The organism is Micromonospora sp. LZ37 (genome assembly GCF_059359015.1).
In genome coordinates, this window is sequence record NZ_JCADBL010000009.1 from 150826 (window position 1) to 167067 (window position 16242).

The window sequence follows — 16242 nt, forward strand, 5'->3', positions numbered from 1 at the left end:
CGCCGGTAGCAGCCCCGACGACCACACCTGGCCGACAGGGGGGATGACGGCGGAAGGGGCCGAAGGGCGACCGGCCGCCGCCCTTCGACCCCACATCCACCAGGATTCAGTTGTCGTCGGTGAGTCCGTAACGCCTACGCGCCTCCTGGACGGTCTCCGGCTTGACCTCGCCGCGCCGGGCCAGGGCCGCGAGCGCCGCGACCACGACCGACTGCGGGTCGACCCCGAAGTGACGGCGAACCGCCTCGCGGGTGTCGGAGAGGCCGAAGCCATCCGTGCCGATCGAGTGCCAGTCCTGCGGCACCCATTGGCTGATCTGGTCCGGGACGGCCCGCATCCAGTCGCTCACGGCGAGCACCGGGCCGGGAGCGCCATCCAGCGCCCGGGTGACGTACGGGATCCGGTCCTCGCCCTTGAGCAGCGCGGCGTCGCAGTCCAGGGCGTCGCGGCGCAACTCGCTCCAGGAGGTGGCCGACCACACGTCGGCCGCCACGTTCCAGTCCGCGGCCAGGAGCCGCTGGGCCTCGAGGGCCCAGTGCATCGCGGTGCCGGAGGCGAGCAGCTGCAGGCGCGGCGCATCCGCCGTCACCTGGTGGGCGTCGGCTTCCCGGTACCGGTAGAGGCCCTTGAGGATGCCCTGCTCGACGTCGGCACCCGACGGCATCGGCGGTTGGACCTTCGCCTCGTTGTAGACCGTCAGGTAGTAGAAGACGTCCTCGGCGTCCGGCCCGTACATCCGGCGCAGACCGTCGCGGACGATCACGGCGATCTCGTACGCGAAGGCCGGGTCGTAGGCGATCGCCGCGGGGTTGGTGGACGCGATCAGGTGGGAGTGCCCGTCGGCGTGTTGCAGGCCCTCGCCGGTCATCGTCGTACGGCCGGCGGTGGCACCGATGAGGAAGCCGCGGCCGAGCTGGTCGGCGAGCGCCCACATCTGGTCGGCCGTCCGCTGCCAACCGAACATCGAGTAGAAGATGTAGAAGGGGATCATCGGCTCGCCGTGGGTGGCGTACGACGTGGCGGCGGCGGTGAAGTCGGCCATCGAGCCGGCCTCGGTGATGCCCTCGTTCAGGATCTGCCCGTCGCTGGCCTCCTTGTAGTACAGGAGCGTGTCGCGGTCGACCGGGTCGTAGGTCTGGCCGTGCGGCGAGTAGATCCCGGCGGACGGGAAGAGCGACTCCATGCCGAAGGTACGCGCCTCGTCCGGGACGATCGGCACCCAACGCCTGCCGGTCTCCGGGTCGCGCAGCAGATCCTTGACCAGGCGGACGAAGGCCATGGTCGTCGCGATCTCCTGGGTACCGGAGCCCTTGGCCAGGGTGTCGAAGGGCTTGGCCGGCGGCGCGGGCAGCACCACCGGGTGGACCCGACGGGCCGGGGCGGGGCCGCCCAGCGCGGCCCGGCGCTCGTGGAGGTAGCGGACCTCCGGCGAGTCGGCGCCGGGGTGGACGTACGGGACCACGTCACCGTTGAGCTGGCTGTCCGGGATGGGGAGTTCGAGGAGGTCTCGCAGCGCGCGGAACTCGGTGCCGGTCAGCTTCTTCATCTGGTGGTTGGCGTTGCGCGACTCGAAGTTCGGGCCGAGCGTGTAGCCCTTGACGGTCTGGGCGAGGATCACGGTCGGCGCGCCGCGGTGCGTGACGGCGGCCCGGTAGGCGGCGTAGACCTTGCGGGGTTCGTGGCCCGCCCGCGAGGTGTGGAAGCACTCGGCGATCTGCGCGTCGGTCAGCACCTTCGCCATCTCGACGAGCGCCGGGTCGGCGCCGAAGAAGTGCTCGCGGATGTAGTGGACGTCCCGGGCCGCGTAGGTCTGGAACTGCCCGTCGGGGACCTCGCGCAGCCGGCGTACGAGCGCGCCGGTGGTGTCGAGGGCGAACAGGTCGTCCCAGGCCGAGCCCCACAGCGACTTGACGACGTTCCAGCCCGCGGCGCGGAACTGCGCCTCCAGCTCCTGGACGATCTTGGAGTTGGCGCGCACCGGCCCGTCGAGCCGCTGGAGGTTGCAGTTGATCACGAAGGTGAGGTTGTCCAGGCCCTCGCGACCGGCCAGGGCGAGCGCGGCGGTCGACTCGGGCTCGTCCATCTCGCCGTCGCCGAGGAACGCCCACACCCGGGAGGCGGAGGTGTCCTTGATGCCACGGTGCTGCAGGTAGCGGTTGAACCGGGCCTGGTAGATCGCCGACAGCGGGCCCAGGCCCATCGACACGGTGGGGAATTCCCACAGCCACGGCAGCCGGCGCGGGTGCGGGTAGGAGGGGAGGCCGTCGCCGCCCGCCTCCTGCCGGAACCGGTCGAGGTGGCCCTCGGTGAGCCGTCCCTCGAGGAAGGCCCGGGCGTAGACGCCGGGGGCGGCATGGCCCTGGAGGTAGAGCTGGTCGCCGGAGCCGTCGGCCTCCTTCCCGCGGAAGAAGTGCTGGAAGCCGGTCTCGTAGAGCCAGGCGGCGGAGGCGTAGGTGGCGATGTGGCCGCCCAGCCCGTAGCGGCTGCCGCGGGTCACCATCGCGGCGGCGTTCCAGCGGTTCCAGGCGGTGACGCGCCGTTCCATCTCCTCGTCGCCGGGGAACTCCGGTTCGGCGGCGGTCGGGATGGTGTTCAGGTAGTCGGTCTCCACCAGCTTCGGCAGCGCGAGACCCGAGCCCTCGGCGTGTTCGAGCGTGCGGCGCAGCAGGTACGAGGCACGGTGCGGCCCGGCCGCCGCGGCGACGGCGTCGAGCGACGCCGCCCACTCGGCGGTCTCCTCGGGATCACGGTCCGGGAGCTGATCGAGGGGGCTTGGGGTGTTTCGCCCGATGTCGGTCATGATGGCCGCCTTCCGACGGTCCGGGACCTCGTTGTCCTCAGGACGGAGGTCGAGACGGTGAGGCAGGAGGACCTGTCCGCCGCAGCTCGCGCCGGTGGTCCGGGGCCAACGATAGCTCTGATCGATGATCGATCAAACTTCGCCAAGGCCGTCCGCGCTGGTGGTGTAAGTGGCGTCTCAGTCGCGGAATCAGACTTGCGGGGCGCAGCCGAGCACGTGCTCCTTGACCAACTCGTCGACCCGCGGATCCCGCCGCCGGAAGGCCTCGACGATGGCCTCGTGCTCCTCCGCGTACGACTGCTGGCGGGTGCCCAGCCACCGGATGGCGAGGGTGGTCCACACCTCGATGCCGAGCGACTCCCAGGTGTGCAGCAGCACGCTGTTCCCGGACGCGCGCACCAACTCCCGGTGGAAGGCGACCGTGTGACGTACCTGGGCCGCGGCGTCACTCCTGCGGTCGGCCTCGCGGAGCGCGGCGACCTCGGGCTCCAGGACGGAGACGTCATCGTTGAGCCGTGGCGAGGCGAGCGCGGCGGCGACCTGCTCCAGGCCCGCCCGCACGGGATAGATCTCCTCCAGGTCGGCGGCGGAGAGATTCCGTACCCGTACGCCCTTGTTGGGGGCGGATTCGATCAGTCGCAGCGCCTCCAACTCGCGCAGCGCCTCCCGGATCGGCGTCTGGCTGACCTCCAGCTCCACCGCGATCCGCCGTTCCACGATCCGCTCCCCCGGCTTCCAACGCCCGCCGACGATCCCCTCGACGATGTACTCGCGGATCTGGCGAGGCAGCGAGTGGACGACGGGCGGGGCCATGGGTCACTCCTCGGGAGGTTGGTGGCTACTCAGACAATACGCAGGCCACCCGGGGCGCGACGGGAGCCGGGACGGCGGGGGCCGGAGCGGCGTCGCCGCTCCGGCCCTGGGACGAGCCGCGCCTACCGTACGGTCAGCGGCACCTCGATCTTGTCGATGTCGGGTGAGTAGACCGGCGTCGTGCTGTCGATCTCGATCGTGCTGGCGCCGGCGCGCAACTGCACGGCCACGGTCACCGTGGCCGGGATGTCCCAGCCACCGCTGGGCGGGAAGGCCAGGGTGACAGGGTTCTGGCCGTTGGCTGAGACGGTCGCCGAGCGTGGGTCGTTCGTGGCGTAGCGGATGTTCACTTGGTAGGTGCCCGTCCGTCTTCGGCACGGTGACCCCGTTGAGGCGCAGCGCGCCGCCGTTGTAGAGGTTGCCGACCTTCGCGCCGCCGGAGCAGTTGGCACAGCCGCCGACCGAGGCGCCGCGTACGAGGGTGTTCGTGCTTGCCTCCGCCTCGTAGCTGGCCACCTTGGGGGCGTCGCCCTTCGGGGTGACCTTGAACAGCCGGGAACCGTGCGACGGCAGGGTCGCCGAGATGGCGCCGTTGTGCACGCCCAACTCCTCCTGCTTGCACAGGTCCCGCACGGTGGCGTTGCCACCGAAGCCGAAGCTGCTCCAGTTGGCGGTGACCTGGGCGGGGAAGCTGCCCAGGTTGAACAGCGCCACGGTGTACGAGCCGTCAACGTTCTTCATCCCCCAGACCTGCGCGGGGCCGGTCGGCGTCACCGGCCGGGCCGGGACGCCCTGCTGGTCGATCGCGATCACCTTGCGGTTGGTGAGCAAAGAGAGGCCGTACGCGTCGAGCTTGGTGAGGTCGTCACCGATGTAGAGCGGGGCCGCCGGACAGGAGGAACTCGATCGGGCGTCCGGTCTTGCCGATGGCCGCGTGCCAGGCGGCGACGTCCGGGATGTTGTTGTAGTTGTCGCCGCTGCGAAACGAGCCCGGCCCGACGCCGTCGAACGTGAGGAAGTCGTACGGCGTACACCCGGGCCGACGCGACCACGAGATGCTCGCGGCGCTGTGGCGGGAACACGCAGCCGACCAGTTGACGGCAGTGCTCGGACGTTCAGGTGACGCGCCGCCTCGCCCCGGGTCGGACGCTCAGGTGCCCACGAACTGACCCGCAGGACCGGGTACCGGAACTCCCGGCAGGGAACTAGAGGTCCACCCCACACGATCCGTCGCAGTACGGCGCGAGCCCGGTGGCGCCACAGGCACAGGCCGCCATCCGGGTTTCGCGGCGCGTTCCGACACCGTCCTCGGGCTGGTCCGTCCCGACCCGCAGGTCGCCCCGCAGGAGGAGGGGACCACCGGGCACCGCTCGTACGGTCGTCACCGGATCAGGTTGCTCGGTGTCGGCACCGCTTGTCGGGCGGTACTGCAGAGCCCCGGTCGGGCACCGCCGGACGACGGCGGCGACCTCGTCTCCCGGTGCGGCCCCGGGCAGGATCCAGGGGCGTCGTCCGACGTCGAACACCTGCGGCAGACCCCGGACGCACTCGCGGGCGTGCCGGCACCGGCGAGCGTCGAAGCTGACCAGGATCTCCGGGCCGGAGTACCGCTTTCCGTCCTCGAAGGGGTCGTGCGCGGCCGGCTCGGTCACGGGAACCTGACCAGGTCGGCGTACTCGGGATGACGGCGGATGTAGGAGGCGACCAGCGGGCAGAGCGGGGTGGCGAACCGGCCCTGCCGTCGCACGTCGTCCAGCGCCGCTCCGACCAGCCGCGAACCCAGTCCGCGCCCCTGGTGGGCGACGTTCACCTCGGTGTGGGTGAACACCACCCGGTCGCCGACGAGCCGATACTCGGAGGCGCCGGCGAAAGTGCCGTCGACCAGCACCTCGTACCTGTCCAGTTCCGGATTGTTCCGGATGACGATCATGTCCACGTCACTCACTCTCCGCCTCCTGGTTGATCGGCCCCGCCGGGTGCGCCCGGAGCGGTCGTTCGTGCTGCGCCACCTTCATGCCGGTGCCGTTCGTTCCGAAGCCCGGCGTCTCCGCGCCGAAGCGCTGGAACACCTGAATTGGCTCGTCGACGACCTGCGGGATGGCGGCGGCATGGGAGGTCGGTGTACCGGAGTCGTCCTGCGGCACGTCACCGAAGGTGTCGAGGCCGAACACGAGATCAGGCATCGGCGGGCTCCTGGGTGAGTAGTTCCCGCACCCGCGGTGCGACCTCACGGCCGAGCAGCTCGATGGTGCGGGCGCGGGCCTGGCGGGGCAGGTGCATGATGTCGTACTTGAGGTCGAAGCGGCTGAGCCCCAGGTCGCGGACCGTCCGGGCGATCTTCCGAGCGACCGTCTCGGGCGAGCCCACGAAGAGCGCCCCGGAGTCGATCTCGGCCGCGTACCGTTCGCGGGTCGGCTTGTGGAAACCGCGCTCCCGGGCGGCCTGCTGCATGACCGGCTCCCAGTAGCGCCACCAGGTCTCCGCGGCCTCGTCGTCCGTGTCGGCGATCAGTCCGAGCGAGTGCTGCCCGATCGGCCGCGCGGAGTGCCCGAACTGTGCGAGCGCGCGGTGGTAGAGGTCGACGTGGCCCGCGAACCGTTGCGGACGCCCACCGATGATCGCGAGCATGAGAGGAAGCCCGTAGCGGGCGGCGCGGATCACGGAGTTCGGGCTACCGCCCACGCCGATCCAGGTCGGGATGCCTCCCGGCCGCATCCGGGGATGCAGCCGCTGCTCGACCAGCGGGCTACGGACGGTGCCCGACCAGCTGACCGGGTCCTCCCGCTGGAGCCGCATGAACAGGTCGAGCTTCTCCTCGAACAACCGCTGGTAGTCGGTCAGGTCGTAGCCGAACAGCGGGAACGACTCGGTCGCCGAGGCCCGGCCGAGGACGAGCTGGGCGCGGCCGTTCGACACCGCGTCGAGGGTCGAGAACTCGTGGTAGAGCCGTACCGGGTCGTTCGTGCTGAGCACCGTGACGGAGGTGCCGAGCTTGATCCGCTCGGTCGCCGTCGCGATCGCCGCGAGCAGCACGGGCGTGGCGGAGTCGTTGTGGCCCTCGCGGTAGTGCTCGCCCACGCTGAACACGTCCAGGCCGACCGACTCCGCGAGTCTCGCCTCCTCGACGATCAGCCGCACGGTCTCGGCGTCGCTGAGGACGCGATCGCCGTCGGTGGCCACTTCCCCGAATGAGTTGAGTCCGAGCTCGAAGCGTTCGGCCGTCATAAGTTCCTCCTCCTGCTCCGGTCCCGGCGGTGCGGCGGTCAGCCCCGCCGACTGATTGACGTGTCAATCATGCCCACGATATGATTGACACGTCAATTGGAGGACGGATGACGGAGAACACACAGCGGCGGGGGCGCCAGCTCCCGACCACGGAGCAGCTGCGGATCTGGCGCGAATTCATCGAGACGGCGGAGGTACTGAAGGCCGAGATCAGCACCCGGCTGCAGAGCGAGACCTCGCTGTCGCCCGGCGACTACGTGGTTCTCCTCGCTCTGACCGAAGCCGAGGGGGGACGGATGCGCTCCTCCGAGCTCGCGGCCGTCATCGGCTGGGAGCGCAGCCGACTCTCCCACCACCTCGGCCGCATGGAGCGGCGCGCGCTCATCAGCCGCCAGGAGTGCGTCTCCGACAACCGGGGAGCTGAGATCGTGCTCGCCCCGGCCGGCGCCGAGGCGTTCCAAGGCGCCACGGTCCCGCACCTGCGCGCCATCCGCGAGATCTTCGTCGACGCGCTCACGCCCGATCAACTCACCGCGGCAGGCGAGTTGGCTGCGAGCCTCCGCGCGCATCTCGGCCTGTCCCGCCCACGGTGACGATCCGCGGCTGACCTCCCACGTACGACGAGAGCCTCCCGGGTACGACGAAAGGCCCGGCGTACGCGGTAGGGTGCAGGCCGCCCGGGGTCGCCACGCCTCGTCGGGTCAGGTCCGCCCCGCGACGGACCTACCGGGCACGGTCAACGACCTCACGCGATACGTGACCGCCGATGCTCCGGCTGGCGGGGCGGCCGCCCGGGCCATCCAGATCCCGGTTGTCCTGGCACGATGGCGGTTCGCCGGCTGATCCACCGGAGCGCCCCGCAGGACGCGACGCCTCGGGGGCGGCCCTGCGCCGGACCAGCCATCCGACGAGCGCCACGACGCCGAGCAGCACCACCACCGCGATGGTGGCGCTCCGCGCGGTCCGCGCCGCAGCGCCCGCCGTCGCACAGAGCAGTGCGGTCGGCAGCACTCCCCCGGCTCCGGCCAGCGCGACCCGGCGCCAGCCGAGTCGGTAGGTGCCGGCGAGCAGGGCGACAGTCTCGGCGAGCACCGGTACCGGTCGGGTCAGCAGCACCGCCATCAGCCCGTAGCGCCGGAGCAGCGCCTCGGCGCGGGCGTGTTGCGTCGGCGTCGTGGCGCGCGCGATGAGATGGCGGCTGTTGGCGCCGATGCCGAACGCGACGAGCGTGGCCCCCAGCCCGCCGATCAGGGACAGCAGGGTGCCGGCGAGTACGCCGAACAGCGCTCCATTGGCGGTCATCACCAGACTGGACGGCACGGGCAGCGCCACGTCGACGAGCAGGAGCCCCACCCCGGCTGCGGCCGCGGCCGGACCCGCCTCCTGCGGCATCGGCGTCGGACCGGTCAGCACCGGCACGTCCAGCGCCTCCACCACCAGGAAGACCGCCACCAGCGCGGCGGGTATCCCGGCGAGGACGACCGGGTACGCCCAGCGGCGCACGGTGCTCACACGTCCCGCCGGTACAGGATCGCGTTCGCCGCCATCTCCAGGTAGCACTCGCGGATCAGCAGTTGGTGGCGGGTCTTCTCGGCCACGATGGGGAAGGCGATGTCGACGGCGTCCGGACGGCCCAGGGCCAGGCCGAGCTGCTCGGTCACGGCGTACCCGTTGATCGCGTCAAGGTTGCTCAGCAGCAGCATCCGCATGTGCCGCCACGCCGAGCCGCGTACGCCCGCGAGCCGACCCTCCGCCTCGCCGACCAGCTCACGGGCCGCGCCCAGCACCGTCGCGACGACGGGGACCAGCTTGCCCGCCGCTCCACCCGCCGCCGGCGCCGCGCGGCCGAACGCGCGGTACAGGTCCGAGACGGCTTCTTCGTGCTGCCGAGCCGGTGCCGCGATCTCGCGGAGCCAGCCGCGGATGTGCGGCTCGCCGACAGCGTCGGCGGTGTCCTCCAGGATCTTGCGGTAGGCCGACTGCAGCGTGCGGGTGGTGACGAGCCACGGTGCCACCCGGTCCAGGTGAGCGGTGACGGTGGCGTCGTCGAGTTCCACCAGCAGTGGGCGGTTCACGACCCGCTCCCGTCGCGCACGACGCGCCACAGCACACCCGTGTGGCCGTAGGACATCTGGGTCTTCTCCAGCACGCGGGAGACTCCGAAGTCGAGCACGTAGAGGCTGCCGTCGGGGGCGAACTTGGCATCCACCGGTCGCTCGACACCGCCGGTGCCCAGCGCCGACGCCGGGCCGGGCCGGTCGTTGCGCATGAACGGCTCGCTGCTGCCGTCGGAGGGGTCCACCGTCAGCACGCGGAATCCGTGTTCGAGGTCGCGCGGGTCGGGCGAGTTCATCGGCGCGAGGGTGCCCCACTCGCAGACGAACAGTCGCCCACGGTGGCCGAAGGCGTCGCTGCGCGAGACGTCCAGGCCGGTCATCGCCGAGTGCGGTTTCTCGAGGAACACCGCGGGCCCCGCCCACGGTGGCGGGTCCGCGAGCAGCGGCTCGGCCGGCCGTCCGCGCCGGGGCAGGTGTGATTCGTGCCAGGCGGGCAACCCGTCGCCGCAGATGTCGGGAAAGCCGTACCAGGCGGGGCGGTCGATCGAGCCGTGCGGCGTGCGGGCGGCGTCGATGCGCCAGATGCGATCCGGGTCGTCGCGGATCGCCCGATCGCCCGTCTCCTCGAAGTCGTTGTCGGAGACGTACAGCTCGCCGTCCTCCCCGAAGGCCATGCCGTAGGGGTTGCGCAGGCCCCAGGCCACGAGCTCCATCTCGCTGCCGTCGGGCTGCGCGCGCCACAACCCGGAGCTGCACTTCAGCTCACCACGGATCACCTCGCCCCGCCGCGCGGGGGTGCCGAACGGCTTGAACGGCCCGGTCTCCACCAGATACGGGTACGGCCCGGTGGGGTCGTAGCTCTGCACGTTGTTGCCGGTCAGTTCGACATCCTCACCGGGCACGTCGTGCACGCCGATGTGTCGTGCCACGTCGACCTGAAACCCCTGCGGCAGCATCACGCCCTGCTGGGACACCGACCCTTGCGCGAAGTACATCAGACCGTCGGGGCCGAACACCGGCCCGCCGGGCTCGTGCCAGCCGCCGTTGGGCAGTCCGTCGATGAGCACCTGGCGGTCACCTGTGGCGAGGTCGATCCGGTCGATCCGGGCGTGGCGTCCGCCCTTGCACGACACGAGCAGCGCCCCGTCGTGCACGGCGACGTGCCGCGGCCCACCAAGGGTCTCCTCGGAGACGACGTCCAGGTGGCCGGTGGGGTCCAGCCGCAGGATCCGCGCGGGCAGATAAGGGCGGGTGGGCCAGGTACTACCGCCCTCGAGCACGAACAGGGTGCCGTCGTCGGCGAACCCCATGCCGCAGGGCATCGACAGGCCGACGAGCACCACCTCCACGCGGTAGCCGTCCGGCACCACGACGTCCGCCGGGTCGACCCGCGCACGCGCGGGTGTCGGGAGCTCGCTCAGCGCCTCGGGTGCCGCCACGCTCACCGTCAGCGGCATCAATGAGGTCATGACAGTCCCTACGAGTGGATCGAGGCCCGGTGTCCGCCGGGCGGTGGCCGCCCACCCATTCCCCGGGCCCCCGACGCCAATCCCCTCCAACGGGTGAAAGCGGACGTCGCGGCCGGTCCGGCTCACCGCCGGCGATCGCGCCCGGCCCCGGCAGGGCGGACGGGCGGGCGATCCGCCAGCCCGGATCGGAACGGCCCGGTATGACGACGGTGACGCGCCCCCTTCGGCTAGCCTCGCAATCGGGGAGGACGCATCGCGTCGCCCCTTCGCACACACCCGTGGCTACCGCCGCCGACATGGCGCCGGCGCCGCGGCACCGAACTCCTCGGCTGGTGCGAAGGGCGCAGATGACCACTCGGCGGCAGGACCGGCCCTGGCGTTCCCAAGATTTCCGGCTCCTGGTCGCCGGCCAGACCGTGACCCAACTGGGCACCGACGTCACCACATTCGCCTTCCCCCTGATCGCCGTCCTGCTCCTGGACGCCACGCCGTGGCAGCTGGGCGTGCTCGTGGCCGTGCAGAACGGCGCGTTTCTGCTGCTGGCAGTGCCGGCCGGGGTCTGGCTCGACCGGCGGCGGCTCCGGCCGGTCCTGATCGCCACCGACCTCGTCCGGTGCGCCGCGCTGGTGACCGTCACCGCGGCGGCCGCGCTGTCCTGGCTCAGCCTGCCGCTGTTGATCACGACGGCCGCGGTCATGGCCGTCATGCGGGTGCTGTTCGACATCGGCCACCAGTCCTACCTGCCGATGGTGCTGGGCCGCCGGTACCTCCTACAGGGCAACTCGGCCGTGGAGACGGTCCGCTCCTCCGGGCAGGTCGCCGGTCCCAGCCTCGGCGGGTGGCTCACCCAACTGGTGGGCGCCACGAACACGCTGCTGGTCGACGCGGTGAGCTTCCTGCTCAGCGCCGCCTGCCTCGCGCGGATCAGGACCCGCGAGCGGACGCCCCGGCGGACCGGCCACCGCTCCCGGATGGTGCCGGACGCCCGCGAGGGGCTGCGCTTCGTGCTGACCCATCCCGTCCTGCGCGCGATCGCCGCCACCAGCGCCCTGTCGAACCTCCTCTTCACCGCCGCCACGGCGCTGCTCGTCCTGTTCGTGGTCGACACCGTGGGCTTCGCGCCCGGCGCCGCCGGCATGCTGCTGTCCGCCGCCCCGGCCGCCGCGCTGCTCGGCGCGGCCACGGCCACCCGGCTGGCCCGCCGGGTCGGGTCGGCCCGGATCATCTGGCTGTCCCTGGCGGTGACCAGCCCGGCGAACCTGCTGGTCCCACTGACCGGCCCCGGCTGGGGCGCCGTTCTCCTCGTCGCCGGCCTCGCCGGCAGCGGGATCGGCCAGGTCGTCTACGGGATCACCCAGGTCACCTACCGGCAGACGGTCGTGCCCGTCCGGTTGCTGTGCCGGATCAACGCCAGCATGCGCTTCCTGGTCATGGGCGCGATGCCGCTCGGGGGCCTGCTCGGCGGCGTGCTCGGTGACGCGCTCGGCGTCCGCGCCGCCCTGCTCGTCATCGGGGCCGGGCTCACCCTCGCACCGGTCCCGCTGCTGCTGTCGCCCCTTCGTCACGCACGTGAGCTGGAGGAACTGGCGCGGCGGCCGATGGGCGACGAGGCACCACCGGCAACCGGCCGGACGCGCGCCGCACGGCGGCGGCGGCGACCCGCCTGCCCCCGGCCGGACGGTCGACGGCGAAGCGCACGGAGCAGCCGGCGGGCCACGCGCCGCACCTCGATGGGATCGTGACCGCTGCCGCGGCGCCGTCGGGAAGGACCGCCCGGCCACCGGGCTGCTAGCCTTCGGCGCCATGTGGATCGAGGACCTCGTGGCCGGGCGCCCGGCCTGGCGGCACACCCCGTCGGGCGTGGTGTTCCGCGAAGTTCCGGGCGGCACGTTCCGGATGGGCCTGTCCGACGCGGAGCTGGAGGCGGTACGCGCCATCGAGCGCAGCGGCGGGGTCGAGGACACCATCGAGCCGTTCCTCGCCGCGGCTCGGGACGCACAGCCGGTGCGCGAGGTGCGGGTCGAGCCGTTCCTGATCGCCCGGCACCCGCTGACGGTGGCGCAGGTCCGGCACTGGCTGCCCGAGTACGAGGACGAGTACGCCGAGGCGGACAGCGGCACGGCCCGGGTCGAGGACGACCTGGACGACCTGCTCGAGCTGTTGCCGTTCCGGCTGCCCAGCGAGGCGCAGTGGGAGTACGCGGCCCGGGCCGGCACCACCACGCTGACCTTCCGCGGTGACGGGAAACCCGGCGAGGACCAACTGCTCGACGACTTCGCCGACGAGACGCGGACGGCCGCCGGGGAGAACGCGTTCGGGCTGACGGCGATGGGGTCGGCGAACGAGCTCTGCGCCGACGTGTGGATCCCCGGGTTCGCGGGCGCGCCGGCCGACGCGCGCCCACGGACCGGTGACGGGCCCCGGACCGTACGTGGCGGAGCTGCCGACGTCCACCCCTGGCAGGGCTGCGACGAGTGGCTGCTGCTGCTCTCCGCCACCCGCTACGAGCACGCCGACTTCACGGCGGTTCGCCCGGTCGCCCCGCTGCCACCCCGCTGAAAGCCGTCTCAACGGGGGCCACGTTCTGCGTCCGCGCGTACGACAGTCGACCTGCGGGCGGATCACCAGGGCCGGCGAACCGTGCCGCTGCACCTGTGGCGCAGGTGCTCGTACTCCGGGTCGCCGGGCTCGACGGACCTGGCGGTCAGCGACCCGGGCAGCGCGTCGTGGTCGAGGCCTGGCTGACGCCCGACCAGGGCGCCCGGGCGGCCCGTCCGGTGCCGGTACGTTCCTTCGCGACGGCCTCACGCAGCGCGGGGGCGATCCACGCCACTGCACCCGGGACGGACCCCGTGCGCCGCGGGTGACGGACGTCCTCCCCCCGGCGAAGCGCTCCGCCCGCTGACCGACCGGTTACCGTTGCCGGCGTGCGGGCGGAGGCGGGCGAAACGATCGGCTTCTCGGTGCTCGGCCCGATCAGGGTCGTCCGCGCCGGTGCCGAGCTGCAGCTGGGCGCCCGCCAGCAACGCCTGGTGCTCGCGTTGCTGCTGGCCCGGTCCGGTGCACCGGTCTCCCTGGCCGAGCTGGTCGAGCTGCTGTGGGGCGTGGACGCCCCGGCCAGCGCCGCGAACGTCGTGCACCGGCACGTCGGGGTGCTCCGGCGGCTGCTCGAGCCCGGCCTGCCCACCCGCTCGGCGGGCCGGCACATCCTCCGGGAGGTCTCGGGCTATCGGCTGCGCGCCGACGAGGATTCCCTTGACCTGCTGAAATTCCGGTCGCTGAGCCGGTTGGCCGGCCGGAGCCTGCAGGACGGCGACGCGGAGTCGGCGCTCCGGCATTCCCTCGACGGGCTGCGGCTGTGGCGCGGTCGGTGCGCCGCGGGCCTGGAACCGGCCTCCCGCCTGCATCCCACGTTCCTCGCCGTGGAGGCCGAACGCGCCCAGGCCGTGCGTGAGGCGGCCGACGCCGCCGAGCGCTGCGGCCGGCTGAGCGCGGTGCTGGCGCCGTTGCGGCAGGCCGCCGAGCAACACCCGCTCGACGAGTCGCTGCAGAGCCGGTTGCTGCTCGCGCTCGCCGCCGACGGCCGTCAGGCCGAAGCCGTCGAGACGTACCGGGTGGTGCGTCGCCGGCTCGCCGACGACCTGGGCATCGATCCGGGCGAAGAACTGCGGGAGGCGTACGACCGGCTGCTGCACCAGCGCACCCAGCCGGCGCGCACCGATTCGCCGTCGCTACTCCCCCGGCCCGCGCAGCTGCCGCCGGACCTGCCCTTCTTCAGCGGCCGGGAGGACCTCGTCGCCGAGGCCCGCGCGGCGGTCGCACGCCCGGACGGGCCGGCGGTGCTCGCGATCGACGGCATGCCCGGGATCGGCAAGACCGCCCTCGCCGTCCATCTCGCCCACCAGTTCGCCGCCGACTACCCGGACGGGCAGCTCTACGTGGACCTGCGCGGATACGACGGGCGGGAACCGGCGATGAGCCCGGCCGAGGCGCTGCGCGGTTTCCTCGGCTCGCTCGGGGTTCCCCAGGAGGGCATCCCCGCCGAACTGCACGCCCAGGCGGGCCTGTACCGCAGCAGCCTCGCCGGCCGGCGCCTGCTGATCGTGCTCGACAACTGCCGGGACACCGAGCAGATCCGGCACCTGCTGCCGGGCAGCCCCGGCTGTCTGGTGATCGTCACCAGCCGCAGCCGGCTCAGCGCCCTGCTGACCACGGCCGGCGCCCACCCGTTGCCGGTCGGCCTGCCGAGCGTCGACGAGGCCCGCGCGGCGCTGCTGCGACCGCTCGGTCCCGGCCGGGTCGCGGCGGACCCGGCCGCCATCGACGCCATCATCGCCAGCTGCGGACGGCTGCCGCTCGCGCTGGCCGTGGTGGCCGCCCGGGGGGCGAGCCTGCCGCGGATGCCACTGGCGCAGATCGCCGCCGAGCTGACCCGGGCGCCGGGCAGTCTGGACGGCTTCGACGGCGACGACCCGCAGACCGGGCTGCGTGCCGTCTTCTCCTGGTCCTACCAGGCACTCTCCGCCCCGGCCGCCCGCCTCTTCCGGCTGCTGCCGATCCATCCCGGCCCCGACATCTCGATCGCCGGGGCGGCGTGCCTGGCCGGCGTCCCGCCGCGCAGCGGGCGGGCGCTGATCGGCGAGCTGAGCCGCGCGCACCTGATCAGCGAGGACCTGCCGGGCCGCTACCGCACCCACCACCTGCTGCTGGCCTACGCCACGGAGCTCGGTGAGGAGAACGACAGCCCGGCCGAGCGCGCCGCCGCGGAGCTGCGCTGCCTGGAGTTCTACCGGGCCACCGGCTATCAGGCGCACCGGCGGCTGCTGGCCCACGCCGGGTACCACCCGATGATCGAGCCGGGGCCGGGCGAGACCCCGCTGCGCTTCGCCGGCCACGGCGACGCCATGCGCTGGTTCACCGCCGAGCGGCAGGTCCTCATCGCGCTGGTCGGCCGGGCCGCCCGGCAGGGCCGGCACACCGAGGCCTGGCAGCTCGCCCTGAGCATGCAGCACTTCTTCGAACGCAGCGGCCGGTGGGCCGACTGGACGACGACCGGCGAGGTGGCCCTCGAGGCCGCCCGGGCGGGCGGCGACCTGGTCGGGCAGGCCCGGATGCACCGCAGCCTGGCCGGGGCGGCCTACTTCCGAGGCGAGCACGAGACCGCGATCGGGCACCTCGACCGGGCAGTCGAGCTGCTCGTCCGGCTCGGCCTGCACGGCGAGGTGACCCGGGCCCGGATCAACCGGGCGATGATCCGGCGCGCCCAGGGGCGACACGAGGAGGTCGTCCGGGCGCTGCCCGCGGCGCTGGGGCCGGCCCTGGCGGCCGGAGACGACAGACTGCTCGCGAGCGCCCTGGTGATCATGGCCGCGAGCCACGCCGAGCTGGGCCGGGGGGAAGAGGCCGTGCGCTGCGCCGAGCAGGCCATGACGCTGTCGCGCGGAGCGCGGGACGGGCTGGGCATCGCAGAGGCCTGGGAGGTGCTCGGCCAGGTGCATGCCACCCGCCGGGAGCGCGACAAGGCGGTGGACTGCTGGCGCGAGGCGGCCGTCGCCTACCAGGAGGCCTCGGCGTCGGCGCCCGCCGCGGAGGTGCTGGCGCTGCTCGGCGACGCCCTCGCCGCCGCCGGCGACCAGGACGCCGCGGTGGGGGCGTGGCAGGAGGCGCTGGCCCTGATCCCGTATCCGCGGACCCGGACCGGCCGGCGGCTGGCCGGCCTGCTCGCGGCGGTCACGTCGGGTCCGTGACCGGTCGCGGTCGGCGACGGCACTCGATTCTCACTTCCGCGTCAGTCCATTCGCATCGGCCGCCCCTAGGCTCCTGCCTCATTCACCGTTGCTCCTGCCTGTGGGGGAAACATGGTGCTGCGGGCACCCGA

Annotated in this window: 14 protein-coding genes and 1 pseudogene; 4 read left to right on the forward strand and 11 right to left on the reverse strand. The window is 72.7% G+C overall.

Annotated features, from left to right (window positions below; genetic code table 11):
* Window positions 1-106 precede the first annotated feature (106 nt).
* The 8 genes and pseudogenes from aceE to AC5L3Z_RS19585 all read right to left on the reverse strand — a co-directional run bounded on the left by aceE (window position 107) and on the right by AC5L3Z_RS19585 (window position 6838).
* Window positions 107-2800 carry a pyruvate dehydrogenase (acetyl-transferring), homodimeric type gene (gene aceE, locus AC5L3Z_RS19550; protein WP_494843965.1) on the reverse strand — a complete coding sequence of 898 codons (2694 nt, stop codon included), beginning with the start codon at window positions 2798-2800 and terminating at the stop codon, window positions 107-109.
* Between the two features lie 189 nt (window positions 2801-2989).
* Window positions 2990-3613: a GntR family transcriptional regulator gene (locus tag AC5L3Z_RS19555; RefSeq protein ID WP_494843966.1), complete on the reverse strand. Its 624-nt coding sequence runs from the start codon at window positions 3611-3613 to the stop codon at window positions 2990-2992.
* Window positions 3614-3735: 122 nt separating this feature from the next.
* The gene (locus tag AC5L3Z_RS19560; protein WP_494844168.1) at window positions 3736-4260 is read right to left on the reverse strand and encodes a hypothetical protein; all 525 of its coding nucleotides are present in this window, start codon (window positions 4258-4260) and stop codon (window positions 3736-3738) included.
* Window positions 4166-4837: pseudogene (locus tag AC5L3Z_RS19565) on the reverse strand (hypothetical protein); the annotation flags it as partial. The pseudogene AC5L3Z_RS19565 and the gene AC5L3Z_RS19560, both read right to left, overlap by 95 nt.
* Window positions 4819-5265, reverse strand: a complete 447-nt coding sequence (locus AC5L3Z_RS19570) for a (4Fe-4S)-binding protein (RefSeq protein ID WP_494843968.1) — start codon at window positions 5263-5265, stop codon at window positions 4819-4821. The pseudogene AC5L3Z_RS19565 and the gene AC5L3Z_RS19570, both read right to left, overlap by 19 nt.
* Window positions 5262-5558, reverse strand: coding sequence for a GNAT family N-acetyltransferase (locus AC5L3Z_RS19575; RefSeq protein WP_494843970.1), 297 nt, complete (start codon window positions 5556-5558; stop codon window positions 5262-5264). Before AC5L3Z_RS19575 ends, AC5L3Z_RS19570 begins: the two co-directional genes overlap by 4 nt.
* Complete coding sequence (locus AC5L3Z_RS19580; RefSeq protein WP_494843972.1) at window positions 5551-5796, reverse strand: hypothetical protein; 246 nt, start codon at window positions 5794-5796, stop codon at window positions 5551-5553. Before AC5L3Z_RS19580 ends, AC5L3Z_RS19575 begins: the two co-directional genes overlap by 8 nt.
* A complete protein-coding gene (locus AC5L3Z_RS19585) occupies window positions 5789-6838 on the reverse strand; it encodes an LLM class flavin-dependent oxidoreductase (RefSeq protein ID WP_494843974.1) in 1050 nt (349 codons plus the stop codon). Before AC5L3Z_RS19585 ends, AC5L3Z_RS19580 begins: the two co-directional genes overlap by 8 nt.
* A 107-nt stretch (window positions 6839-6945) precedes the next feature.
* Here AC5L3Z_RS19585 and AC5L3Z_RS19590 point away from each other — a divergent pair, with 107 nt between their 5' ends.
* Window positions 6946-7431 carry a MarR family winged helix-turn-helix transcriptional regulator gene (locus tag AC5L3Z_RS19590; RefSeq protein WP_494843976.1) on the forward strand — a complete coding sequence of 162 codons (486 nt, stop codon included), beginning with the start codon at window positions 6946-6948 and terminating at the stop codon, window positions 7429-7431.
* A gap of 130 nt (window positions 7432-7561) precedes the next feature.
* On the opposite strand, the gene AC5L3Z_RS19595 is transcribed toward AC5L3Z_RS19590, so the two are convergent.
* The 3 genes from AC5L3Z_RS19595 to AC5L3Z_RS19605 are packed head-to-tail and all read right to left on the reverse strand — an operon-like array spanning window position 7562 to window position 10364.
* Window positions 7562-8350, reverse strand: coding sequence for a TVP38/TMEM64 family protein (locus tag AC5L3Z_RS19595; RefSeq protein WP_494843978.1), 789 nt, complete (start codon window positions 8348-8350; stop codon window positions 7562-7564).
* Window positions 8347-8913 carry a hypothetical protein gene (locus AC5L3Z_RS19600; RefSeq protein ID WP_494843980.1) on the reverse strand — a complete coding sequence of 189 codons (567 nt, stop codon included), beginning with the start codon at window positions 8911-8913 and terminating at the stop codon, window positions 8347-8349. Before AC5L3Z_RS19600 ends, AC5L3Z_RS19595 begins: the two co-directional genes overlap by 4 nt.
* The gene (locus tag AC5L3Z_RS19605; RefSeq protein ID WP_494843982.1) at window positions 8910-10364 is read right to left on the reverse strand and encodes a PQQ-dependent sugar dehydrogenase; all 1455 of its coding nucleotides are present in this window, start codon (window positions 10362-10364) and stop codon (window positions 8910-8912) included. Before AC5L3Z_RS19605 ends, AC5L3Z_RS19600 begins: the two co-directional genes overlap by 4 nt.
* 347 nt (window positions 10365-10711) lie before the next feature.
* On the opposite strand from AC5L3Z_RS19605, the gene AC5L3Z_RS19610 reads away from it, so the two are divergent.
* The 3 genes from AC5L3Z_RS19610 (at window position 10712) to AC5L3Z_RS19620 (ending at window position 16111) form a co-directional block, all read left to right on the forward strand.
* Window positions 10712-12106, forward strand: a complete 1395-nt coding sequence (locus AC5L3Z_RS19610; RefSeq protein ID WP_494843984.1) for an MFS transporter — start codon at window positions 10712-10714, stop codon at window positions 12104-12106.
* A gap of 61 nt (window positions 12107-12167) precedes the next feature.
* Window positions 12168-12923: a formylglycine-generating enzyme family protein gene (locus tag AC5L3Z_RS19615; RefSeq protein ID WP_494843986.1), complete on the forward strand. Its 756-nt coding sequence runs from the start codon at window positions 12168-12170 to the stop codon at window positions 12921-12923.
* A gap of 368 nt (window positions 12924-13291) precedes the next feature.
* Window positions 13292-16111, forward strand: a complete 2820-nt coding sequence (locus AC5L3Z_RS19620) for an AfsR/SARP family transcriptional regulator (RefSeq protein WP_494843988.1) — start codon at window positions 13292-13294, stop codon at window positions 16109-16111.
* The last annotated feature ends 131 nt before the right edge of the window (window positions 16112-16242 follow it).